The organism is Streptococcus oralis, from assembly GCF_023109155.1.
Taxonomy (GTDB): domain Bacteria; phylum Bacillota; class Bacilli; order Lactobacillales; family Streptococcaceae; genus Streptococcus; species Streptococcus oralis_BZ.
The window spans coordinates 319,765-342,116 of record NZ_JALDUA010000001.1; the positions used below are offsets into that span (position 1 = coordinate 319,765).

24 protein-coding genes are annotated in these 22,352 nt (G+C 41.1%); 22 read left to right on the forward strand and 2 right to left on the reverse strand.

The window, feature by feature from the left end:
- Window positions 1-58 precede the first annotated feature (58 nt).
- The 22 genes from M1F63_RS01675 to M1F63_RS01780 all read left to right on the forward strand — a co-directional run bounded on the left by M1F63_RS01675 (window position 59) and on the right by M1F63_RS01780 (window position 19,929).
- A complete protein-coding gene (locus M1F63_RS01675; RefSeq protein WP_247940579.1) occupies window positions 59-451 on the forward strand; it encodes a plasmid mobilization protein in 393 nt (130 codons plus the stop codon).
- Window positions 445-2,079, forward strand: a complete 1,635-nt coding sequence (locus M1F63_RS01680; RefSeq protein WP_247940580.1) for a relaxase/mobilization nuclease domain-containing protein — start codon at window positions 445-447, stop codon at window positions 2,077-2,079. The genes M1F63_RS01675 and M1F63_RS01680 overlap by 7 nt, the downstream gene beginning before the upstream one ends.
- Before the next feature lie 49 nt (window positions 2,080-2,128).
- A complete protein-coding gene (locus tag M1F63_RS01685) occupies window positions 2,129-3,421 on the forward strand; it encodes an ISLre2 family transposase (RefSeq protein WP_247940581.1) in 1,293 nt (430 codons plus the stop codon).
- Window positions 3,422-3,476: 55 nt separating this feature from the next.
- Complete coding sequence (locus M1F63_RS01690; RefSeq protein ID WP_002882021.1) at window positions 3,477-3,605, forward strand: hypothetical protein; 129 nt, start codon at window positions 3,477-3,479, stop codon at window positions 3,603-3,605.
- 254 nt (window positions 3,606-3,859) lie between these two features.
- Window positions 3,860-4,048, forward strand: a complete 189-nt coding sequence (rpmB, locus tag M1F63_RS01695; RefSeq protein WP_001140948.1) for a 50S ribosomal protein L28 — start codon at window positions 3,860-3,862, stop codon at window positions 4,046-4,048.
- A gap of 152 nt (window positions 4,049-4,200) precedes the next feature.
- Window positions 4,201-4,566 carry an Asp23/Gls24 family envelope stress response protein gene (locus M1F63_RS01700; protein ID WP_000216435.1) on the forward strand — a complete coding sequence of 122 codons (366 nt, stop codon included), beginning with the start codon at window positions 4,201-4,203 and terminating at the stop codon, window positions 4,564-4,566.
- A gap of 2 nt (window positions 4,567-4,568) precedes the next feature.
- Window positions 4,569-6,236, forward strand: coding sequence for a DAK2 domain-containing protein (locus M1F63_RS01705; protein WP_247940582.1), 1,668 nt, complete (start codon window positions 4,569-4,571; stop codon window positions 6,234-6,236).
- Between the two features lie 124 nt (window positions 6,237-6,360).
- Window positions 6,361-6,567, forward strand: coding sequence for a hypothetical protein (locus M1F63_RS01710; protein ID WP_070837804.1), 207 nt, complete (start codon window positions 6,361-6,363; stop codon window positions 6,565-6,567).
- Complete coding sequence (locus tag M1F63_RS01715; protein ID WP_000709170.1) at window positions 6,564-6,758, forward strand: hypothetical protein; 195 nt, start codon at window positions 6,564-6,566, stop codon at window positions 6,756-6,758. Before M1F63_RS01710 ends, M1F63_RS01715 begins: the two co-directional genes overlap by 4 nt.
- A complete protein-coding gene (locus M1F63_RS01720) occupies window positions 6,745-7,620 on the forward strand; it encodes an ABC transporter ATP-binding protein (protein ID WP_247940583.1) in 876 nt (291 codons plus the stop codon). The genes M1F63_RS01715 and M1F63_RS01720 overlap by 14 nt, the downstream gene beginning before the upstream one ends.
- A gap of 12 nt (window positions 7,621-7,632) precedes the next feature.
- Entirely contained in the window at window positions 7,633-8,367 is a 735-nt protein-coding gene (locus tag M1F63_RS01725) for an ABC transporter permease (protein ID WP_049484382.1), read from the forward strand.
- Window positions 8,368-8,371: 4 nt separating this feature from the next.
- Complete coding sequence (locus M1F63_RS01730) at window positions 8,372-9,469, forward strand: sensor histidine kinase (protein WP_049550491.1); 1,098 nt, start codon at window positions 8,372-8,374, stop codon at window positions 9,467-9,469.
- 1 nt (window position 9,470) lies between these two features.
- Window positions 9,471-10,070 carry a response regulator transcription factor gene (locus tag M1F63_RS01735; protein ID WP_049501537.1) on the forward strand — a complete coding sequence of 200 codons (600 nt, stop codon included), beginning with the start codon at window positions 9,471-9,473 and terminating at the stop codon, window positions 10,068-10,070.
- Window positions 10,071-10,387: 317 nt separating this feature from the next.
- Complete coding sequence (rpsL, locus tag M1F63_RS01740) at window positions 10,388-10,801, forward strand: 30S ribosomal protein S12 (RefSeq protein ID WP_001142332.1); 414 nt, start codon at window positions 10,388-10,390, stop codon at window positions 10,799-10,801.
- A 19-nt stretch (window positions 10,802-10,820) separates the two neighbouring features.
- A complete protein-coding gene (rpsG, locus tag M1F63_RS01745) occupies window positions 10,821-11,291 on the forward strand; it encodes a 30S ribosomal protein S7 (RefSeq protein ID WP_000087873.1) in 471 nt (156 codons plus the stop codon).
- Between the two features lie 334 nt (window positions 11,292-11,625).
- Complete coding sequence (fusA, locus tag M1F63_RS01750) at window positions 11,626-13,707, forward strand: elongation factor G (RefSeq protein WP_000090335.1); 2,082 nt, start codon at window positions 11,626-11,628, stop codon at window positions 13,705-13,707.
- Between the two features lie 321 nt (window positions 13,708-14,028).
- Window positions 14,029-15,729 carry an acetolactate synthase large subunit gene (locus tag M1F63_RS01755; RefSeq protein ID WP_049500149.1) on the forward strand — a complete coding sequence of 567 codons (1,701 nt, stop codon included), beginning with the start codon at window positions 14,029-14,031 and terminating at the stop codon, window positions 15,727-15,729.
- Window positions 15,722-16,198 (forward strand): acetolactate synthase small subunit, encoded by a 477-nt coding sequence (gene ilvN, locus M1F63_RS01760; protein WP_001253813.1) that lies wholly within the window; start codon window positions 15,722-15,724, stop codon window positions 16,196-16,198. The genes M1F63_RS01755 and ilvN overlap by 8 nt, the downstream gene beginning before the upstream one ends.
- A 77-nt stretch (window positions 16,199-16,275) precedes the next feature.
- Window positions 16,276-17,298: a ketol-acid reductoisomerase gene (gene ilvC / locus M1F63_RS01765; protein ID WP_000290683.1), complete on the forward strand. Its 1,023-nt coding sequence runs from the start codon at window positions 16,276-16,278 to the stop codon at window positions 17,296-17,298.
- Window positions 17,299-17,377: 79 nt separating this feature from the next.
- Window positions 17,378-18,628: a threonine ammonia-lyase IlvA gene (gene ilvA / locus M1F63_RS01770; RefSeq protein WP_000947300.1), complete on the forward strand. Its 1,251-nt coding sequence runs from the start codon at window positions 17,378-17,380 to the stop codon at window positions 18,626-18,628.
- An 82-nt stretch (window positions 18,629-18,710) separates the two neighbouring features.
- Window positions 18,711-19,607 (forward strand): SPFH domain-containing protein, encoded by an 897-nt coding sequence (locus M1F63_RS01775; protein WP_049500151.1) that lies wholly within the window; start codon window positions 18,711-18,713, stop codon window positions 19,605-19,607.
- Between the two features lie 106 nt (window positions 19,608-19,713).
- The gene (locus M1F63_RS01780; protein ID WP_001130031.1) at window positions 19,714-19,929 is read left to right on the forward strand and encodes a capsule biosynthesis transcriptional regulator; all 216 of its coding nucleotides are present in this window, start codon (window positions 19,714-19,716) and stop codon (window positions 19,927-19,929) included.
- Window positions 19,930-20,021: 92 nt separating this feature from the next.
- Here M1F63_RS01780 and M1F63_RS01785 read toward each other — a convergent pair whose 3' ends face one another.
- Window positions 20,022-20,762 (reverse strand): amino acid ABC transporter ATP-binding protein, encoded by a 741-nt coding sequence (locus tag M1F63_RS01785; RefSeq protein ID WP_000189490.1) that lies wholly within the window; start codon window positions 20,760-20,762, stop codon window positions 20,022-20,024.
- Window positions 20,759-22,324 carry an ABC transporter substrate-binding protein/permease gene (locus M1F63_RS01790; RefSeq protein ID WP_049500153.1) on the reverse strand — a complete coding sequence of 522 codons (1,566 nt, stop codon included), beginning with the start codon at window positions 22,322-22,324 and terminating at the stop codon, window positions 20,759-20,761. Before M1F63_RS01790 ends, M1F63_RS01785 begins: the two co-directional genes overlap by 4 nt.
- Window positions 22,325-22,352 lie beyond the last annotated feature (28 nt).

Consider the following 22,352-nt stretch of genomic DNA (forward strand, 5'->3'; position numbering starts at 1 on the left):
GGGGCTGATGCCTGCCCAGAAAATGCCAGAAATTCTGAGAGAAAGAGGATAAAAAATAATGCAGAAACGAGAAAATAGGAAACGCTATATACAAAAATTGATACGACTAACACCAGAGGAAGATCGTCAAATTAAAACGGCGATGGCCCAAATGGGAGTTCCCTCATTTCAATACTATGCTAAGAATCAACTGGTGCAAGGAAAAGTGGTGCAAATTGATTTTTCTGAATTGAAAGATCTTCGAGTTGCCATCAATCGAGTTGGAACGAACATCAACCAAATTGCTAAACATGCTAACGAAAATCAAGGGGTTACGCCAGAGGAAGTGGCGCAAGTCATTGACTATCTATCTGAGTTGAAAGAGATGTTAGCTGTCAAACTTTCTAGTGCGGAGAAGAAAAGTTTACAGGAACGAAAAGTGAAAACTATAAGGACGTATGACGAATGGTAGTAATCAAAACACCCAAACAAATTAAAACTCCTTCCAATTTAAAAATAGCTGTACGCTATATTCTGAATGAAGCGAAAACCCTTGTACCAGGAACTGCAGAAAGTGATCTGGATTTCCCTCTTGTCTATCATAACGGTGAGCTTCAAATGAAGCTAGTATCTGGTAATGGGATTTCTGATTTTAGTGTAGCAGATGAAGAAATGGTCATGACAAAATTGGCTGCAGCCTTTAAAAAAGGAGATGACGACTTGAAAGAATTATCTTCAGGAAAACAAGTACTGGCCCATCACATTATCCAGTCTTTTTCTCCAGATGACAACTTAACCCCTGAGCAAGTTCATGAAATTGGTCGTCAAACGATGTTGGAATTGACAGGTGGAAATTATGAGTTTGTGATCGCAACCCACACGGATAAAGATCATCTTCATAATCACATCATACTCAATACAACCAATACCTCAACGCTTAAGAAATTTCGTTGGGAAAAGAAAACCCTAAAAAATTTGAGGGCGATATCGGACAAACATGCGGCTCGTTATGGCGCTAAAATCATTGAGCCTACAATGAAAAATTCCTACACAAAGTATTCTGCTTGGCGGAGACAAAATAATTATCGGTTTGAAATCAAGGAACGTCTTGATTTTCTTCTGAAGCACTCTCTTTCGTTGGAAGATTTTAAACATAAAGCAGCTGCTCTTGATCTTCAGGTTGATTTCTCTGGTAAATTTGTTAAGTATAAATTACTTGATCAGCCTCAACAAAGAAATGTCCGAGACGATACATTATCGAAGAAAGGACTCTATTCTCTTGAAAAAATAAAAGAGAGAATTTCTAAGAATCAGTTAGTTTTTGATGTGGAGGAATTAAAAGAACAATATCAAGAATCAAAAGAAAAAACGGCAAATGATTTTGAATTGAAATTGGAAGTGGAATCCTGGCAGGTCGAGCAAGAAAGCAAGCAAGGCATTTACGTGCAGATGGATATGGGAGCTTTAAATAGTGGTACAATTTTAATACCTTCTCATAAAGTTGATAAAAATGAGGATGGAAATTATACCATCTATATCAAAGAGAAAGACTATTTTTATTTTCTCAATCCTGATCAATCTCAAAAAAATCGGTACATGATGGGCTTGACTGTTGCAAGACAATTAGCCAAACAAAATGGCGAGACACTCGTAACTAAAAATGCTCAAATTTCCTCTATGCGTGAACTGATTAAGGAATATAATTTCTTAGTCGAGCACGGCGTGACAAATGGAGCACAATTTCAACATTTGGAGGATCGTTTTAATGAAAAGATAGAAGCTACTCAGGAGGAGTTAAGACAGCTAGATGAGCGACTTGGACGTTATCATAAAATTGAAGGAGCACTTTTGGCCATCCAGCAATCTCCAGAAAATAGTCTTGCGGCGGTGCAACTATTGGATGCTTTAGGAGTTCCAAAAGATATGGGGCTGGAAGATGTTAGCCAACTGATCAAACAATTTCAAATTGAAAAAGGAGCCCTACAAGAGTTCTTTGACGATACTCTAAAACATTACACAGATTATAGAGATGTTAAGGAGAACGTGCGTAGTCGGGAAGAGAAAGTGGACCGAAGTTTTGAAGATGAAAAAACTTTGTAAAAGTTTCTGATGTTTTCAATCTAGTCATGATTTCAGTACAATAGAGAGTATGTTTAGATTTGATGAAAAAGAATTTATCGCAGAACTAGATCGCAAACGTGAGCAGCAATTCCTGAAGCGAGTAAGAGATTATGACGAGCAGATAGCTCCCTCCATGAGACTGAAGGGGTATAAACGGATAGACAGTACAGAGAGGACAGTTGTCTTTACATTTGGAGAGATGACCTTTTCTAGGAATCGCTGGCGAAAGGGAAAGAGAAGTTGTTATCCCGTAGATGAGTGGCTAGGTCTAGAAAAGTATATGCGTTATTCTCCTGAGTTGATTTTTCACATGGCAAAACACGCTTCTGTTTTATCCTACCGTGAAGTTTGTCGAACAGTTAAGATGGCTTATCGCCTGGAGATAACAAAGGACGCTGTTTTGAAGTCTGTAAAAATGGCAGGCAGACTCTTTTCAGATAGGGAACGCTATCGGCTTTTTAGAGGTGATGAGCAACCGAAAAAAATCCAGGCAGATAAAATCTACCTGGAGGGAGATGGTGTGCTCGTCAAGACAACATCAAGCAATGATGAACGACACAATACAGACTTAGCCCATTTCCTGATTCATACTGGAGCAAAGAAGGTTGGTAATAATCGGTATGTACTAGAGAATAAGCATGAGATCATCCATACAAGCCATGAACAAGCAAAGGAAGAATTGATAGACTATCTCTATAATCATTTTGAAATCACTGATCGAACTCTTCTTATCACTAACTCGGACAATGGTAAAGGATATTCTCGCAGAGTATTTCAAGAAATTAAGAAGGTCCTACGGATTAAACGTCATGAGCATTTCTGGGATGCCTATCATGTCAATGAAGAACTTAAACGATTCCTGAAGCCGTACCCGTCTACACTACTTGATCTTGCTTTTAAGGCCATCAAAAATCATCAGAAGAGCCTGCTTCAGACCGTACTAGATACAGTTGAATCTCTCATAGAAAGCCAGGAAGCTCTTGATAATTTTTACAATTTTCGTAAGAAATTATTAAGAAATTTCTGTGACACTAGGCCACCTAAACTTAGAGGATTGTCCTCACGTGGTATCGGGGTAATGGAGAGTCAGCACCGAAAGGTCACTTACCGCATGAAACATCGAGGGATGTATTGGTCCATCGAAGGGGCTTGTACTATGGCCAGAATGATACTCCTTGAACGAATTGATCAGCTATACAATCTATTTTTTGGATCTTGGAGACAAGAGTATGAAGAATTTAGGGATACGGGACTAGGTGCAGGATTTCGTATTAACCATAGGCCACATAAAGCTGTTATCAGAAAAAGAGGGCATAAATAATACAAATAGGCAGACAAAAGCCTCTAAAAAAAGATTTTTTAGAGGTGTTTTTGTCATGTTTTTATACAAAATAGTTGCTTTTTTGCCTAATGTGTGTTACAATAATATAGTAAAGAAAAACGAAAAAGGTGTAGAAGCAGCAACTTCTACACCACCGATTAAGACAAACCAACACTTTGCTTAATCAGTCAAACAATATTGTAGCATAAATAGTGCAATATAGTCAAGGGCTGGGGTAAAGTGAGAAACTTTTTCCAGTTTTTTTGTCTGAAAAATCTCGCTTTCTTATTGAGTTATAAGGATATTTAATTATTCCCAAAAATTTAGACACAAACAAGTCTTCGAATTTCCTTGCCAAAATAGAGAAAGTGTGATAACATAGTACGGTATGTGGTGCTAGCACATCCGCTATATTAGATCTAATAGGAGGAAAACACAATGGCTAAAGTATGTTACTTTACAGGTCGTAAGACTGTATCAGGAAACAACCGTTCACACGCGATGAACCAAACAAAACGTGCCGTAAAACCAAACCTTCAAAAAGTTACTGTTCTTATCGATGGTAAACCTAAAAAAGTTTGGGCTTCAGCTCGTGCTTTGAAATCAGGTAAAGTTGAACGCGTTTAATAAAAATGAAAAGACCGCTTAGGTCTTTTTCTTTTGCTCTAGAGATAAAACCATTTGAAAAATAGAGTAAATATCCGCCGATACAGCATTCTGCTTTTACACTTGGGCTGAAATATGATAAAATAGAGTATCAACTAGTTGAGGTAAAAAAAATGACTGTAAAAATTAATACAAAAGATGGTCAAATCGAACTGACAGATGAAGTGATTGCAACCGTAGTAGGTGGTGCCGCAACTGAGATTTTTGGTGTGGTCGGTATGGCTAGTAAAAATGCCCTCAAAGACAATTTCCAAGCCCTCCTTGGTAAGGAAAATTATTCTAAGGGTGTTGTCGTGAAGGCAGCCGAAGATGGTAGCATCGCAGTTGATGTTTATACCGTGTTGAGCTACGGAATAAAGATAAGCGAAGTGTCAAAAAACATTCAAGAGCGTGTTCGTTTTAGTCTAGAAAATCAACTAGGAATTACTGCTCAGACTGTGAATGTCTACATTCAAAATATCAAAGTTGTAGGAGAATAATCGTGTCAAAAATTACTACCAGTTTATTCCAAGAGATGGTGCAAGCTGCATCAACTCGTTTGAATAAGCAAGCAGAATATGTCAATTCATTGAACGTCTTTCCGGTTCCAGATGGAGATACTGGGACAAATATGGGAATGACCATTGAAAATGGTGCGAAAGAAGTAGCAGACAAGCCTGCTTCTACAGTTGGAGAAGTAGCGAGCATTCTTGCCAAAGGGCTCTTGATGGGTGCGCGTGGGAACTCAGGGGTTATCACTTCTCAGCTCTTCCGTGGCTTCTCCCAAGCTATCAAGGAAAAGGATGAGTTAACAGGTCAAGACTTGGCTCTTGCCTTCCAATCTGGTGTCGAAGTAGCTTATAAAGCGGTTATGAAACCAGTTGAAGGAACCATTTTGACTGTTTCTCGTGGAGCGGCTATTGGGGCTAAGAAAAAAGCCGAGGAGACAGATGATGCTGTTGAGGTCATGCGTGCAGCCTTGGAAGGTGCAAAAGCAGCTTTGGCTAAGACACCAGAAATGCTTCCAGTCCTTAAGGAAGTTGGTGTGGTAGACTCAGGTGGTCAAGGTTTGGTCTTCATCTACGAAGGATTCCTTTCAGCTCTTACTGGTGAATACAGTGCTTCTGAAGACTTTGTAGCGACTCCTGCAAACATGAGTGAAATGATCAATGCAGAGCACCACAAGTCTGTGGCAGGTCATGTGGCAACTGAGGATATTACCTTCGGTTACTGTACGGAAATCATGGTAGCCCTCAAACAAGGTCCAACTTATTCTAAGGACTTTGACTACGATGAATTCCGTAACTACTTGAATGAACTCGGAGACTCTCTACTTGTTGTCAACGATGATGAGATCGTCAAAGTTCACGTCCATACAGAAGATCCAGGTCTTGTCATGCAAGAAGGTCTTAAATATGGTAGCTTGATCAAGGTCAAAGTGGACAACATGCGTAATCAACACGAGGCGCAAGTTGAAAAAGAAGCGACTCAAGGAAATAAGCCCGCTGAAACAAAAGAGTACGCCCTTATCGCAGTAGTAGCAGGTCAAGGCTTGGCAGATATCTTCCGTGCCCAAGGTGTGGATTATGTCATCGAAGGTGGTCAGACGATGAATCCTTCAACAGAAGACTTTATCAAGGCTGTTGAACAGGTCAATGCTCGCAACATCATCTTCTTGCCGAACAACAAAAATATCTTTATGGCAGCTCAGTCTGCGGCTGAAGTGCTTGAACAACCTGCTGTTGTGGTAGAAGCACGTACAATTCCTCAAGGATTGACGAGTCTTCTTGCATTTGACCCAAGTAAATCAATCGAAGAAAATAAAGAACGCATGACTGCAGCTCTTGCTGATGTCGTCAGCGGTAGTGTAACAACAGCCGTTCGTGACACGACTATCGATGGTCTAAAAATCCACGAAAATGACAATCTTGGTATGGTAGATGGTAAGATCCTCGTATCAAACCCTGATATGCACCAAACCTTGACTGAAACTTTGAAACATATGTTGGACGAAGACAGTGAAATCGTGACTTTCTATGTCGGTGAAGACGGGAGCGAAGAACTTGCCAATGAAATTGCCCAAGAAATCGCAGAAGAATTTGAAGATGTTGAAGTAGAGATTCACCAAGGTCAACAACCCGTATATCCATATCTTTTCAGTGTGGAATAAAAGTTTAATCGATTAAAAAGAAAGTTGATTTTGCAACTTTCTTTTTTTATGACATTTGTCATATTTCCCAGTGACAGAAGCATCTAGCTCCGCCAACTTCAAAAGTCTATAATTGAAGTATGAAATGGAGGAAGAAGAAATGAAAAATAAAATGATTGTCGCAGTGAGTTTAGTAGCAGCAGGAGTTATGACCTATCTCATGTTTTCAGGATTGGACGAGGGTTTCTACCATTTTCCTTGGGAGCTCTTTGCTGGCTTTGGAATGATGTCTTGGTTTGTAAGAGAAGGTTTGAAATTGGTCAGAGATGTGAAAAAGGAGTTTGAGGAATGAAAAAAGCAATCATCTATTTCTTTATCAGCCTATCACTCTTGGTATGGTTAGTGGAAATGTTTACTGGTTGGTTTGACCAAACCGTGCTTCGCCAATTTATTCGTGGTGCTTGGGGTTTTGGGTTTATGATTTTCGTTGTTTTCCCTATGGGAATGAAGTGGTTGAAAGGAGAATCTCATGACTGTGATTAAAGTTGAGAAAGTGAGTAAGAAAATAAAAGACAAGGAAATCTTGCGGAACATCTCTTTTGAAATCCATCATGGTGAATGTGTCGCCTTGATCGGGCCTAACGGAGCAGGGAAGACAACCTTGATTGATTGCCTCTTGGGCGACAAGTTCATGAGCTCAGGTCAGATAGCTATTCAAGGCTTTGCACCAACAGATCCTCGATTAAAGCAGCTTATTTCTATCTTGCCTCAAGAAAATACGGTGGTTCAAGACTTGAAAGTGAAAGAACTCTTATCCTTCTTTCAATCAATCTATCCAAACAGTCTCTCCAATCAAGAAATTGATGAGTTGCTGAGGTTTTCGGACAAACAGAAAAATCAGCTAGCGGGCAAGCTATCTGGTGGGCAAAAACGTTTGTTCTCTTTCGTGTTGGCACTAATAGGTCGTCCGAAAATTCTATTTTTGGACGAACCAACTGCTGCTATGGATACCTCGACACGTCAGCATTTTTGGGAAATTGTCAATCAGTTAAAGAAAAATGGTGTCACCATTGTCTACTCTTCTCACTATATCGAAGAGGTAGAACATACGGCTGACCGCATTTTGGTGCTCCATAAGGGAGAATTGATTCGCGATACGACGCCTTATGCCATGCGTGGTGAAGAACAAGAAAAACACTTTACCGTTCCTCTAACTTATCAGGAAGTTATCAGCACTTTGGACCAGATTCAAGAGCTTGAAATCAAGCAAAATGCTCTTTCCTTCACAACCAAAGAAGCCAGCCAGGTATGGGAAACCTTGCAAGAACAGGGCTGCATGATCGAAGAAATTGAAGTTCGCAATCGAACTCTCTTAGACAGTATCTTCGAAACGACTCAAGACTAAAGGAGATTGACGATGAAAAATATGACAAGTCTCATGAAAGTGGAAATCATTCTGATGAAACGGCAAGCAGTCTACTACTTGCTATCCATCGGACTTCCAAGTGTGTTTTACCTTATCTTTTCTGGTATGATGTCAGGGTCAGATATTCCAGAAATTGCTCTTCAAGCCTATCTCTTTGCCATGACGCTCTTTAGTATCATGTCAAGTGCCTTTTTCAGTATCCCTAGCACACTCGAATCCGACAAGACGAACAACTGGCAAAAATTGATTCAACATTCTCCCGTATCTATGGTAGAATATTATGTATCAAAACTGTTCAGCACTCTGCTTACGTTCTTGTTATCAATTACAGTTGTCTTTTCAGTTGGTCATTTTGTCCGCGGAGTGACGCTACCTTGGCTTGACTGGTTGGTAATTGGTGCTATTTTGCTGGTCGGAAGTGTGGTCTTTATCAGTATGGGTGTCTTGGTGAGCTTGCTTCCCAGTGCTCAACTGATGACGGTTGTTGGAAATATTGCCTATATTGCTTTGGCTGTCCTAGGTGGACTCTGGTTCCCCTTGGATTCCTTCCCAGAATGGCTCCAATCTATTGGAAAGCTGACTCCAACCTATCAACTGATGCAGGTTGTCTCGACTTATTTGGAGCATCACGAGTTTAACATTCTTGCTGCCTTGGTTGTACTAGGTTATACAGTTTTCTTTGGTGTATTGGTCATTCAACTGAAAAAACGGATTGAGGTAAAATAAATCTATGTTGGAAAAATTTAAAAACATTCATTATATGTTTCATATTTCAATTGTGTTTATCATCTTTCCTATAGCGGGTGTCATCGTTGGAGATTACCCGCTTTTAACCTTGCTATGGACCCTACTATTTGTACTTGCCTTCTATTCGGTTTTAATCAGTCAGAATCGCACCGTGCAGTGGCTAGCATGGTGGTCCATGCTTGTCTACATTTTTTATACATCTGTTTGGCTAAGTTCAGGTTTCACATGGTTTATCTTTTATTTATCCAATCTCCTTATTTATGAGCTGGATGAGATTTCTTTTCACTCTTGGCGTTTTGTCAGTTTTATTGTCCTGCAACCATTTATTCTGACCGGAATCTATATGGTCGATCAAGTTAGTCCCTGGCAGCTACTCTTTTTCTTGGTGACCTTTATCTTTTCCGATGCAATGACCTTTGGTCTCTATCGAATTCGGATAACAGAAGAGCTAAAAGAAGAAAAGATGAAACAAAATGCCAAGCTCAATCTTTTCTTGGCTGAAAACGAACGCAGTCGTATCGGTCAGGATCTTCATGACAGCCTAGGTCATACCTTTGCCATGTTGAGTGTGAAGACGGACCTTGCCCTCCAGCTTCTTCAAATGCAGGCCTATCCTCAAGTGGAAAAAGAGTTAAAAGAAATTCATCAGATTAGTAAAGAATCCATGAATGAAGTTCGTACAATTATCGAAAATCTTAAAACCAGAACCCTAGCTTCCGAATTTGCGACTGTTAAAAAAATGCTGGAAATTGCAGGAATTGAAACGGAAATCAATCACCAACTAGATACAGCTAGCCTAACTCAGGAATTAGAGTCAACGGCCTCCATGATTTTGCTTGAGCTAGTGACCAATATCATCAAACATGCCAAAGCATCGAAAGCTTACTTGAAATTAGAACGAACTGAGAAAGAACTCATTCTAACAGTGAGAGATGATGGATGTGGCTTTGCTTCTTTAAAAGGAGATGAGCTCCATACCGTTCGAGACCGTGTCCTTCCTTTTTCAGGAGAAGTAAAGGTGATCAGTCAGAAACATCCGACTGAAGTGCAGGTTCGGTTACCTTATAAGGAGAGAAACTAAGATGAAACTACTTGTTGCAGAAGATCAAAGTATGTTGCGAGATGCCATGTGCCAGTTGCTTACCTTTCAACCAGATGTAGATTCTGTCCTACAAGCCAAGGATGGCCAAGAAGCAATTCAACTCTTAGAAAAGGAGCCCGTAGATATCGCCATTCTTGACGTAGAAATGCCTGTTAAGACAGGCCTCGAAGTCTTGGAGTGGATACGAGCAGAAAAGCCAGAAACAAAGGTGGTTGTGGTGACGACCTTCAAACGCCCTGGCTATTTTGAACGTGCGGTCAAGGCTGGAGTGGATGCTTATGTCTTGAAAGAAAGAAGCATTGCAGACCTCATGCAAACCTTGCACACTGTTCTTGAAGGACGTAAGGAATATTCGCCTGAATTGATGGAAGTGGTGATGACGCACCCCAATCCGTTAACAGAGCAAGAAATCGCTGTTTTAAAGGGAATCGCTCAGGGCTTGTCTAACCAAGAAATCGCAGACCAACTCTATCTATCAAATGGAACCGTCCGAAACTATGTCACCAATATTCTTTCGAAACTAGATGCTGGTAATCGAACAGAGGCAGCCAACATTGCAAAAGAATCTGGTTGGCTTTGATAAGAAGGGTTAAACAATTCCGAAATGATAACTTGAATCGAAGGAAATCCATACTAGAAAGGAGGAGGCAAATTGCCTCCTTTTCTGGTTTAGAAAAGCGGTGAAAGCTAGTGTCAAAGAGTTAAAAGATCAGAATAAAAATGAAAAATATCTTGACAATGAAGGAAAAATTGTGTTACAATAATAGACGGTACTTTTTACTTTTGGTCTCTCAAAAGTGTACAGGGACGTGCTGACAAATGTTGCAAAAGTACACACAGATGGTAGCTGTCACCAAGTGTATCATCACCAAAAATAAAAAACACAGGAGAATGTAGATGCCTACAATTAACCAATTGGTTCGCAAACCGCGTAAATCAAAAGTAGAAAAATCTAAATCACCAGCTTTGAACGTTGGTTACAACAGTCATAAAAAAGTTCAAACAAACGTTTCTTCACCACAAAAACGTGGTGTTGCAACTCGTGTGGGAACAATGACACCTAAAAAACCTAACTCTGCCCTTCGTAAATTCGCTCGTGTACGTTTGAGCAACCTTATCGAAGTTACTGCCTACATCCCAGGTATCGGACACAACTTGCAAGAGCACAGCGTGGTGCTTCTTCGTGGTGGACGTGTAAAAGACCTTCCAGGGGTACGTTACCATATCGTCCGTGGTGCACTTGATACTGCAGGTGTTAACGATCGTAAACAAGGCCGTTCTAAATACGGTACTAAACGTCCAAAAGCATAAGGAAAGGGGATAAAGAGAAATGAGTCGTAAAAATAGAGCTCCAAAACGTGACGTATTGCCAGATCCGCTTTACAATTCACAACTAGTTACTCGTCTTATCAACCGCGTTATGCTTGATGGTAAACGTGGTACAGCTGCTTCAATCGTTTACGGTGCTTTTGAGCAAATCAAAGAAGCTACTGGCAATGATGCACTTGAAGTATTTGAAACAGCTATGGAAAACATCATGCCTGTACTTGAAGTACGTGCACGTCGTGTTGGTGGATCTAACTACCAAGTCCCAGTTGAAGTTCGTCCAGAACGCCGTACAACACTTGGACTTCGTTGGTTGGTAACCATCGCTCGCCTTCGTGGTGAACACACAATGCAAGACCGTCTTGCAAAAGAAATCTTGGATGCTGCGAACAACACAGGTGCAGCAGTTAAGAAACGTGAAGACACTCACCGTATGGCTGAAGCTAACCGTGCCTTCGCACACTTCCGTTGGTAAGAATAAGATACTAAGGGCGTTAAAAAAGCGACTGAAAATTAGGAAGCTTGACGCAGAATCAAAGATTCTAGGAAAGCTTATCTATTTTCCGAGCTTTTAGCCCGAGTTCAATTGAGTTCAAATCAGCTAACTTGAGCTTTTAGCCCGAGTTCAATTGAGTTCAAATCAGCTAACTTGAGCTTTTAGCTCGAGTTTAACTCAACTTACCAGCTCGTAAGTTGAAACCAACAAAAACAAGATAAACATTGAGAACGGGTAGGTCCTGCCTATCCGTTTTTATTAAAATCGTGTTATAATAGAATAGAAATTAAAATAAATAGGAGAAACAAACCTCATGGCACGCGAATTTTCACTTGAAAAAACTCGTAATATCGGTATCATGGCTCACGTCGATGCCGGTAAAACAACAACTACTGAGCGTATTCTTTACTACACTGGTAAAATCCACAAAATCGGTGAAACTCACGAAGGTGCGTCACAAATGGACTGGATGGAGCAAGAGCAAGAACGTGGTATCACTATCACATCTGCTGCGACAACAGCTCAATGGAACAACCACCGCGTAAACATCATCGACACACCAGGACACGTGGACTTCACAATCGAAGTACAACGTTCTCTTCGTGTATTGGACGGTGCGGTTACTGTTCTTGACTCACAATCAGGTGTTGAGCCTCAAACTGAAACAGTTTGGCGTCAAGCAACTGAGTACGGAGTTCCACGTATCGTATTTGCCAACAAAATGGACAAAATCGGTGCTGACTTCCTTTACTCAGTAAGCACACTTCACGACCGTCTTCAAGCAAACGCACACCCAATCCAATTGCCAATCGGTGCTGAAGATGACTTCCGCGGTATCATCGACTTGATCAAGATGAAAGCTGAAATCTATACTAACGACCTTGGTACAGATATCCTTGAAGAAGATATTCCAGCGGAATACCTTGACCAAGCTCAAGAATACCGTGAAAAATTGGTTGAAGCAGTCGCTGAAACTGATGAAGACTTGATGATGAAATATCTTGAAGGTGAAGAAATCACTAACGAAGAATTGAAAGCTGCTATCCGTAAAGCAACTATCAATGTTGAATTCTTCCCAGTATTGTGTGGTTCTGCCTTCAAGAACAAGGGTGTTCAATTGATGCTTGATGCGGTTATCGACTACCTTCCAAGCCCACTTGACATCCCAGCAATCAAAGGTATCAACCCAGATACAGATGAAGAAGAAACTCGCCCAGCATCTGATGATGAGCCATTCGCAGCTCTTGCCTTCAAGATCATGACTGACCCATTCGTAGGTCGTTTGACATTCTTCCGTGTATACTCAGGTGTTCTCCAATCAGGTTCTTACGTATTGAACACTTCTAAAGGTAAACGTGAACGTATCGGACGTATCCTTCAAATGCACGCTAACAGCCGTCAAGAAATTGACACTGTTTACTCAGGTGATATCGCAGCTGCCGTTGGTTTGAAAGATACAACAACTGGTGACTCATTGACAGATGAAAAAGCTAAAATCATCCTTGAGTCAATCAACGTTCCAGAACCAGTTATCCAATTGATGGTTGAGCCTAAATCTAAAGCAGACCAAGACAAGATGGGTATCGCTCTTCAAAAATTGGCTGAAGAAGATCCAACATTCCGCGTTGAAACAAACGTTGAAACTGGTGAAACAGTTATCTCTGGTATGGGTGAACTTCACCTTGACGTCCTTGTTGACCGTATGCGTCGTGAGTTCAAAGTGGAAGCAAACGTAGGTGCTCCTCAAGTATCTTATCGTGAAACATTCCGCGCTTCTACTCAAGCACGTGGATTCTTCAAACGTCAGTCTGGTGGTAAAGGTCAATTCGGTGATGTATGGATCGAATTTACTCCAAACGAAGAAGGTAAAGGATTCGAATTCGAAAACGCAATCGTCGGTGGTGTGGTTCCTCGTGAATTTATCCCAGCGGTTGAAAAAGGTTTGGTAGAATCTATGGCTAACGGTGTTCTTGCAGGTTACCCAATGGTTGACGTTAAAGCTAAGCTTTACGATGGTTCATACCACGATGTCGACTCATCTGAAACTGCCTTCAAGATCGCGGCTTCACTTGCCCTTAAAGAAGCTGCTAAATCAGCACAACCAGCTATCCTTGAGCCAATGATGCTTGTAACCATCACTGTTCCTGAAGAAAACCTTGGTGATGTTATGGGTCACGTAACTGCTCGTCGTGGACGTGTAGATGGTATGGAAGCACACGGTAACAGCCAAATCGTTCGTGCTTACGTTCCACTTGCTGAAATGTTCGGTTACGCAACAGTTCTTCGTTCTGCATCACAAGGACGTGGTACCTTCATGATGGTATTTGACCACTACGAAGATGTACCTAAGTCAGTACAAGAAGAAATCATTAAGAAAAACAAAGGTGAAGACTAATCAGTCCTCACTCTAGAAGGAAGTCACTTAGTGGCTTCCTTTTTGTCTTTAACTATTCATTTTTGCTGAATATAGTATACGAATTTGATCGCTAAGTGAGAAAAATACTAATTCTATCCAGAAAGAAAATAATCTAATTTGATAAATTAAAGTAAATAAAGGTTCCTAATTCCGTAGATAACTTAATAAAAATGAGGAAAAGATTCATAAATACACTTTTAGATAGAAAATTCAGAAAATTGACTCTTTTGTCTTGAAAATTTTTGAAAAAATGGTATGATAGTAACAAGCTATTTTTTTAAGAGAAGAGAAAGGGGAATAATGGAGAAAATCAGTTTAGAATCTCCTAAGACGGGGTCGGACCTAGTTTTGGAAACACTTCGGGACTTAGGGATTGATACTATTTTTGGTTATCCTGGTGGTGCGGTCTTACCTTTGTATGATGCGATATATAATTTTAAAGGTATTCGCCACATCTTGGGACGCCATGAGCAAGGCTGTTTGCACGAAGCTGAAGGATATGCCAAATCAACTGGAAAGTTGGGCGTTGCCGTCGTCACGAGTGGCCCGGGAGCAACAAATGCCATTACAGGGATTGCAGATGCCATGAGCGATAGCGTTCCCCTTTTGGTCTTTACAGGTCAGGTTGCGCGAGCTGGGATAGGAAAGGATGCCTTTCAGGAGGCAGACATTGTGGGGATTACCATGCCCATTACCAAGTACAATTACCAAGTTCGTGAGACAGCAGATATTCCTCGTATTATTACGGAAGCTGTCCATATCGCAACGACAGGTCGTCCAGGTCCAGTTGTGATTGACTTGCCAAAGGATGTATCAGCCCTAGAGACAGATTTCATCTATTCGCCGGAGGTGAATTTACCAAGTTACCAACCGACACTTGATCCAAATGACATGCAAATCAAGAAAATCTTGAAGCAATTGTCAAAAGCCAAGAAACCTGTTTTGTTAGCAGGGGGCGGTATTAGCTATGCAGAAGCTTCTAAGGAGCTTAATGAATTTGCTGAACGTTACCAAATTCCAGTAGTCACTAGTCTTTTGGGGCAAGGAACCATTGCAACGAGTCATCCGCTCTTCCTAGGGATGGGAGGCATGCACGGTTCTTTCGCAGCCAATATTGCAATGACGGAAGCGGACTTTATGATTAGTATTGGTTGCCGTTTCGATGACCGCTTGACTGGGAACCCTAAGACCTTCGCGAAGAATGCTAAGGTTGCCCATATCGATATAGATCCAGCTGAGATTGGTAAGATTATCAGTGCAGATATTCCAGTGGTTGGGGACGCTAAGAAAGCCTTGCAGATGCTCCTAGCAGAACCAACTGTCCATAACAATACTGAAAAGTGGATTGACAAAGTTACCAAGGACAAGAACCGCGTTCGTTCTTATGATAAGAAAGAACGTGTGGTTCAACCTCAGGCCGTTATTGAACGCATCGGTGAGTTGACGAATGGAGATGCCATTGTTGTCACAGATGTAGGGCAACACCAAATGTGGACAGCTCAGTATTATCCTTACCAAAATGAGCGTCAGTTAGTCACTTCAGGTGGTTTGGGTACCATGGGATTCGGAGTTCCTGCAGCTATTGGAGCCAAGATTGCCAATCCAGAAAAAGAAGTCATCCTTTTTGTCGGTGATGGTGGTTTCCAAATGACCAACCAAGAGCTAGCGATTCTAAACATCTACAAGGTGCCGATTAAGGTTGTCATGTTGAATAACCACTCACTAGGAATGGTTCGTCAGTGGCAGGAATCCTTCTATGAGGGTAGAACTTCCGAGTCAGTCTTTGATACACTTCCTGACTTCCAGCTGATGGCACAGGCTTATGGCATCAAAAACTATAAATTTGATAATCCAGAGACGATAGAGAAGGATCTAGAAGTCATTCTGGAGGATGTGCCCATGTTTATCGAGGTGGATATTTCTCGTAAGGAACAGGTCTTACCGATGGTACCAGCTGGTAAGAGCAATCATGAGATGTTGGGGGTGAAGTTCCATGCGTAGAATGTTAACAGCTAGATTGCAAAACCGTTCAGGAGTTTTGAATCGTTTTACAGGTGTCCTTTCTCGTCGTCAAGTCAATATTGAGAGTATCTCAGTTGGTGCGACAGAGAATCCCAATGTATCTCGCATCACCATCATTATTGATGTAGCTTCACATGATGAAGTAGAGCAAATCATTAAACAACTCAATCGTCAGATTGATGTAATTCGCATTCGTGATATCACAGATAAACCACACTTGGAAAGAGAAGTGATCTTGGTAAAAGTATCTGCTCCTGCTGAGAAGCGTGCAGAAATCTTGGCCATTATCCAACCTTTCCGTGCAACGGTAGTAGATGTGGCTCCAAGCTCAATCACCATCCAGATGACGGGAAATGCTGAGAAGAGTGAAGCTTTATTACGAGTGATTCGACCATATGGTATTAAAAATATCGCTCGTACGGGTGCAACTGGATTTACCCGCGACTAATACTCTTAGTATAAAATCCAGCATAAATTTGTTAAACCAGCCTATAAGGCAATAAAAATAGAAAAGAGAGAAAAACTATGGCAGTTCAAATGGAATACGAAAAAGATGTTAAAGTAGCAGCGCTTGACGGTAAAAAAATCGCCGTAATCGGTTATGGTTCACAAGGACATGCGCATGCGCAAAACTTGCGTGATTCAGGTCGTGATGTCATCATCGGTGTGCGTCCAGGTAAATCTTTTGACAAAGCAAAAGAAGACGGATTTGACACTTACACAGTAGCAGAAGCAACTAAATTGGCTGACGTTATCATGATCTTGGCACCAGACGAAATCCAACAAGAATTGTACGAAGCAGAAATCGCTCCAAACTTGGAAGCTGGAAATGCAGTTGGATTTGCCCATGGTTTCAATATCCACTTTGAATTTATCAAAGTTCCTGCAGATGTAGATGTCTTCATGTGTGCTCCTAAAGGACCAGGACACTTGGTACGTCGTACTTATGAAGAAGGATTTGGTGTGCCAGCTCTTTACGCAGTTTACCAAGATGCAACTGGAAATGCGAAAAACATTGCTATGGACTGGTGTAAAGGTGTTGGGGCTGCTCGTGTTGGTTTGCTTGAAACAACTTACAAAGAAGAAACTGAAGAAGATTTGTTTGGTGAACAAGCCGTACTTTGTGGTGGTTTGACTGCCCTTATCGAAGCAGGTTTTGAAGTCTTGACAGAAGCAGGCTATGCCCCAGAATTGGCTTACTTTGAAGTTCTTCATGAAATGAAATTGATCGTTGACTTGATCTATGAAGGTGGATTCAAGAAAATGCGTCAATCTATTTCAAACACTGCTGAATACGGTGACTATGTATCAGGTCCACGTGTGATTACTGAGCAAGTGAAAGAAAACATGAAAGCTGTTTTGGCAGATATCCAAAATGGTAAATTTGCAAATGACTTTGTGAATGACTACAAGGCTGGTCGTCCAAAATTAACTGCTTACCGTGAACAAGCAGCTAACCTTGAAATTGAAAAAGTTGGTGCAGAATTGCGTAAAGCAATGCCTTTCGTTGGTAAAAACGACGACGACGCATTCAAAATCTACAATTAATTCTTGTAAAGAGAGACAGAAGGCGAGTTGGGGGTACCTAACTCGTTTTTTATCTTGAACAGTATTTGAGGAGGAGACAATGCTAAGTGCAAAAGATGTGGTGAAAGCCCACAAAGTTTTGAGTGGTGTAGTAGTTGATACACCACTAGAATATGATCATTATTTATCAGAAAAATACCAAGCAAAGATTTATCTCAAAAAGGAGAATGCGCAACGAGTTCGCTCTTTTAAAATTCGTGGAGCCTATTATGCCATTTCTCAACTATCAAAAGAAGAACGCGAGCGTGGTGTAGTCTGTGCCTCTGCGGGAAATCATGCCCAAGGTGTCGCCTATACTTGTAATGAGATGAAGATTCCTGCAACGATCTTTATGCCCATCACAACACCGCAACAAAAGATTGGGCAAGTTCGCTTTTTCGGTGGAGAGTTCGTGACAATCAAGTTGGTTGGGGATACCTTTGATGCTTCTGCTAAGGCAGCGCAAGAATTTACATTAACAGAAAACCGGACCTTCATCGATCCTTTTGATGATGCGCATGTTCAGGCTGGTCAAGGGACTGTAGCCTATGAGATTCTTGAAGAAGCCCGTAAAGAGTCTATTGATTTTGATACAGTACTTGTACCAGTAGGTGGTGGTGGATTGATTGCCGGTGTTTCTACTTATATTAAGGAAACCAACCCGACTATCGAAGTGATTGGAGTAGAAGCCAATGGAGCTCGCTCTATGAAAGCTGCCTTTGAAGCTGGGGGACCAGTTAAACTCAAAGAAATTGATAAGTTTGCTGATGGGATAGCTGTGCAGAAGGTTGGACAATTAACCTATGAAGCGACCCGTAAGAATGTTGAAACGCTGATTGGGGTGGACGAGGGATTGATTTCTGAAACCTTGATTGATCTTTATTCCAAACAAGGTATTGTAGCGGAACCAGCCGGAGCTGCCAGCGTTGCAGCCTTGGAAGTTTTATCAGACTATATCAAAGGCAAGACGATTTGTTGTATCATTTCTGGAGGAAATAACGATATCAACCGCATGCCAGAGATGGAAGAACGTGCCTTGATTTACGATGGAATCAAGCATTACTTTGTAGTGAATTTCCCACAACGTCCAGGAGCTCTACGAGAGTTTGTAAATGACATTTTGGGGCCAAATGATGACATCACTCGTTTTGAATATATCAAACGAGCAAGCAAGGGGACAGGCCCTGTCTTGATTGGGGTAGCCCTTGCCAATAAACATGATTATGCTGGATTGATTCATCGGATGGAAAAATTTGACCCATCTTATATTAATTTGAATGGCAACGAAACGTTGTACAATATGCTAGTTTAAGCTAAAATAAAATTATTATCATATTATTTGCGTAATGGTAATGATGGTGCTATAATGAGGGTGACGAAAGGGGGAGATTCCCATGTTTTTACAAATTTTACTTGTTTTATTGTTTTTAGTGGTGATTGCATCAGTGATCATGGTTAGTTCTGTGTATGTGGTTCGACAACAATCTGTCGCTATCATAGAACGTTTTGGGAAATACCAAAAGTTGAGCAATAGTGGTATTCATTTACGAGCTCCTTTTGGAATTGATAGGATTGCGGCAAGAGTTCAACTACGCTTGTTGCAAAGTGAGATTGTTGTAGAGACAAAGACGCAAGATAATGTATTTGTAACGATGAATGTGGCAACTCAGTATCGAGTAAATGAAAACAATGTCACAGATGCCTATTATAAATTGATGCGTCCAGAAGCCCAGATTAAATCCTATATTGAAGATGCTTTGCGTTCATCTGTACCAAAGCTAACCCTAGATGAGTTGTTTGAGAAGAAGGATGAAATCGCCTTAGAAGTTCAAAAACAAGTGGCTGAAGAAATGTCTACGTATGGGTATATCATTGTCAAAACGCTGATTACTAAGGTTGAACCTGATGCTGAAGTAAAACAATCAATGAATGAAATTAACGCGGCTCAACGTAAGAGAGTTGCGGCGCAAGAGCTTGCTGAAGCAGATAAGATTAAAATCGTGACCGCAGCAGAAGCAGAAGCAGAAAAAGATCGCCTACATGGTGTAGGGATTGCAGAGCAGCGTAAAGCAATTGTTGACGGACTAGCTGATTCTATCCAAGAGTTAAAAGGAGCCAATGTTGAGCTGACTGAAGAACAAATCATGTCTATCCTATTAACGAACCAGTATTTAGATACGTTGAATAATTTTGCAGATAAAGATGGTAATAATACAATCTTCCTGCCAGCAAATCCTAATGGAGTTGAGGATATAAGAACTCATATATTATCGGCTTTAAAAGCTAAATAAAAATATGCAGAATAATATAGTTACGATGAATATATGTTTTTTTATTGACAAACGAAATAAAAACGTATACAATTAAGTATTGTAAAGAATAATTTAGGAGAAGAACATGGCTAAGTCGAACTTTGAAAAAGTAGAAGCAGTTGTTGGCTGGGTTCGTGATAAGAAAATCACAGGCTACCGTATCTCTAAAGAAACGAATGCGCGTGAAATGTCTATCATTGCTCTAGCACAAGGACGCGCAAAAGTTAAAAATATTTCATTTGAAACAGCTCTTGGTTTAATCGATTTCTATGAAAAAAATCATGAAAAATTTGAAGATTAAACTGTGGTCACAGGCAGATTCCTGAGTCGAGTCTGCCTTTTCTTTACAATTACAAATTAAAAAGACTGCATTCTTTATGCAGTCTTTGTTTATTAGCTGAGATAACGTTGAAGAAATTCTTTTGTTCGTTCTTCTTTAGGGTTCGTGAAGAGTTCTTCTGGTTTGCCTTCTTCAGCAATGACGCCCTTATCCATAAAGATGACACGGTGAGAAACATCGCGAGCGAACTCCATTTCGTGGGTTACAACGATCATGGTCAAGCCCTCTTGAGCCAAATCCTGCATAATTTTGAGGACTTCTCCGACCATTTCAGGGTCGAGGGCAGATGTTGGTTCGTCGAAGAGAATGGCGTCAGGATTCATGGAGAGTGCGCGGGCGATAGCCACGCGTTGTTTTTGTCCCCCTGAGAGTTGTTTGGGCTTGGCTTGCCAGTAACGTTCTCCCATACCGACTTTTTCGAGATTCTCTTTGGCAATTTTTTCAGCTTCAGAGTGGTCGCGTTTAAGGACAGTCGTCTGAGCGACGATTGTATTTTCAAGGACATTCAGATTTTCAAAGAGATTGAAAGATTGGAAAACCATACCGAGTTTTTCACGATAATGGGTGAGGTTATAGCCTTTTTCTAAGACATTTTCTCCTCGATAGAGAATCTCTCCCTCTGTAGGTGTTTCGAGTAAATTAATTGAACGAAGGAAGGTTGATTTTCCGCTTCCTGAGCTCCCGATGATGGAAATAACCTCTCCTTTATGGACGGTGAGGGAAATGTCTTTTAACACTTCGTTTTGCCCATAGGATTTTTTGAGGTGTTTGATTTCAAGGATTGCTTGTGTCATTTTTTCAAATCCTCCGTTTGCATTTGGTTAGCACCTGTAGTGTAAGTATCCATGTCCATGCGACGTTCGATAAAGCGTAGGATACGGGTCACAGTGAAGGTGAGGACAAAGTAAATCACGGCGATGATGGTAAAGGTCTGGAAGTATTGATAGGTTTGTGTTGCTACAGTATTTCCTGAGAAATAAAGCTCAACAACAGAAATAACGTTCAATACGGAGGTATCTTTGATGTTGATGACAAACTCATTACCAGTAGCAGGTAGAATATTGCGGACAACCTGAGGTAGGACAATCTTACGCATGGTTTGATTATGGGTCATACCAAGAGCAGTTGCAGCTTCAAACTGTCCTTTGTCAACTGCTAGGATACCACCACGGACGATCTCTGTCATGTAGGCACCCGTATTGATTGAGACGATGAAGATAGCAGCTAGTGTGCGGTCAAGATTGATACCGAAAGCTTGGGCAGTTCCATAGTAGATAACCATGGATTGAACAATCATTGGTGTACCACGGAAGATCTCGATATAGACATTAAGGATCCAGCCAAGTAGCTTTTGCAAGCCATAGATTGCCTTGTTCTCAGATAGTGGAGCGGTACGGAAGACCCCAATCGCAAGTCCGATAAGGAGACCTGTGATGGTTCCGATAATGGAGATTAAGAGTGTGATACCAGCACCACGCAAGAGTTGTTGCCAGTTTTCAGAAAGTATCTTAGCGACTTGGCTAAAGAAACTACTTTCTTCCTCTGTTGTTGTAGACTCCACAGGTTGCTCTTTGATCATACGATCCATGAGGGCTACTTGTTCATCCTTAGAGATGGTTTCGATGCTAGCATTGATTTGGCTGATGCGGCTGTCATCTTTACGAAGTCCAATGGCAATAGCTGTATCTTCTTCGCCAGTTTTGAAACCTGGTTGAGGTTGGATCATTTTGAACTTAGCGTTAGCAGACTCAGCGGTCATTGCTTCAGGTCGTTCAGAAACATAGGCATCAATAACACCAGCCTCCAGAGCTTGACGCATTTGGGCGAAGTCACCCATAGCTGTTTCTTTTTTGGCATCTGGAATTTGGGAAATCAGGTCATAAAGATAAACACCTTGTTGAGACGTGATTTTTGCCCCACTAAAGTCCTCTAAAGATTTGGCATTTGCATAGGCAGAGTCCTTTTTTACCAATAGAACCGGTTCGCTAGTATAGTAACTGCTTGAAAAAGCAATTTCTTGTTTGCGTTCAGCGGTTGGGCTCATACCGGCAATGATCATATCGATTTTGCCAGAAGTAAGGGCTGGAACAAGTCCTTCCCATTTGGTTTTCACAACCAAAGGTTCCTTACCAAGGTCTTTGGCAATCTTTTTAGCAATTTGAACATCGTAGCCGTTGGCATATTGGTTGGTACCGTCGATTTTGACGGCGCCGTTACTATCGTCGTCTTGGGTCCAGTTGAAGGGAGCGTAAGCTGCCTCCATCCCGATGCGTAAATATTCGTCGGCTTGGACTTGGCTAACTAGTCCTAAGGTAAGGGCTAGGCTAGCAAGGATAGATAAGCATAATTTTTTCATGTTTTCTCCTATTTCTAGTCTAAAAATG

Excerpts from the sequence above, each read along its gene's own strand:
- M1F63_RS01775 (WP_049500151.1), top strand. The coding sequence starts at position 18,711 with ATGTTTTTACAAATTTTACTTGTTTTATTGTTTTTAGTGGTGATTGCA.
- M1F63_RS01785 (WP_000189490.1), bottom strand. The coding sequence starts at position 20,762 with ATGACACAAGCAATCCTTGAAATCAAACACCTCAAAAAATCCTATGGG.
- M1F63_RS01685 (WP_247940581.1), top strand. The coding sequence starts at position 2,129 with ATGTTTAGATTTGATGAAAAAGAATTTATCGCAGAACTAGATCGCAAA.
- M1F63_RS01790 (WP_049500153.1), bottom strand. The coding sequence starts at position 22,324 with ATGAAAAAATTATGCTTATCTATCCTTGCTAGCCTAGCCCTTACCTTA.
- M1F63_RS01780 (WP_001130031.1), top strand. The coding sequence starts at position 19,714 with ATGGCTAAGTCGAACTTTGAAAAAGTAGAAGCAGTTGTTGGCTGGGTT.
- fusA (WP_000090335.1), top strand. The coding sequence starts at position 11,626 with ATGGCACGCGAATTTTCACTTGAAAAAACTCGTAATATCGGTATCATG.
- rpsL (WP_001142332.1), top strand. The coding sequence starts at position 10,388 with ATGCCTACAATTAACCAATTGGTTCGCAAACCGCGTAAATCAAAAGTA.
- M1F63_RS01700 (WP_000216435.1), top strand. The coding sequence starts at position 4,201 with ATGACTGTAAAAATTAATACAAAAGATGGTCAAATCGAACTGACAGAT.
- rpsG (WP_000087873.1), top strand. The coding sequence starts at position 10,821 with ATGAGTCGTAAAAATAGAGCTCCAAAACGTGACGTATTGCCAGATCCG.
- ilvC (WP_000290683.1), top strand. The coding sequence starts at position 16,276 with ATGGCAGTTCAAATGGAATACGAAAAAGATGTTAAAGTAGCAGCGCTT.
- M1F63_RS01710 (WP_070837804.1), top strand. The coding sequence starts at position 6,361 with ATGGAGGAAGAAGAAATGAAAAATAAAATGATTGTCGCAGTGAGTTTA.
- M1F63_RS01715 (WP_000709170.1), top strand. The coding sequence starts at position 6,564 with ATGAAAAAAGCAATCATCTATTTCTTTATCAGCCTATCACTCTTGGTA.
- M1F63_RS01725 (WP_049484382.1), top strand. The coding sequence starts at position 7,633 with ATGAAAAATATGACAAGTCTCATGAAAGTGGAAATCATTCTGATGAAA.
- M1F63_RS01680 (WP_247940580.1), top strand. The coding sequence starts at position 445 with ATGGTAGTAATCAAAACACCCAAACAAATTAAAACTCCTTCCAATTTA.
- M1F63_RS01675 (WP_247940579.1), top strand. The coding sequence starts at position 59 with ATGCAGAAACGAGAAAATAGGAAACGCTATATACAAAAATTGATACGA.
- ilvA (WP_000947300.1), top strand. The coding sequence starts at position 17,378 with ATGCTAAGTGCAAAAGATGTGGTGAAAGCCCACAAAGTTTTGAGTGGT.
- rpmB (WP_001140948.1), top strand. The coding sequence starts at position 3,860 with ATGGCTAAAGTATGTTACTTTACAGGTCGTAAGACTGTATCAGGAAAC.
- M1F63_RS01730 (WP_049550491.1), top strand. The coding sequence starts at position 8,372 with ATGTTGGAAAAATTTAAAAACATTCATTATATGTTTCATATTTCAATT.
- M1F63_RS01755 (WP_049500149.1), top strand. The coding sequence starts at position 14,029 with ATGGAGAAAATCAGTTTAGAATCTCCTAAGACGGGGTCGGACCTAGTT.
- ilvN (WP_001253813.1), top strand. The coding sequence starts at position 15,722 with ATGCGTAGAATGTTAACAGCTAGATTGCAAAACCGTTCAGGAGTTTTG.
- M1F63_RS01690 (WP_002882021.1), top strand. The coding sequence starts at position 3,477 with ATGTTTTTATACAAAATAGTTGCTTTTTTGCCTAATGTGTGTTACAAT.
- M1F63_RS01720 (WP_247940583.1), top strand. The coding sequence starts at position 6,745 with ATGACTGTGATTAAAGTTGAGAAAGTGAGTAAGAAAATAAAAGACAAG.
- M1F63_RS01735 (WP_049501537.1), top strand. The coding sequence starts at position 9,471 with ATGAAACTACTTGTTGCAGAAGATCAAAGTATGTTGCGAGATGCCATG.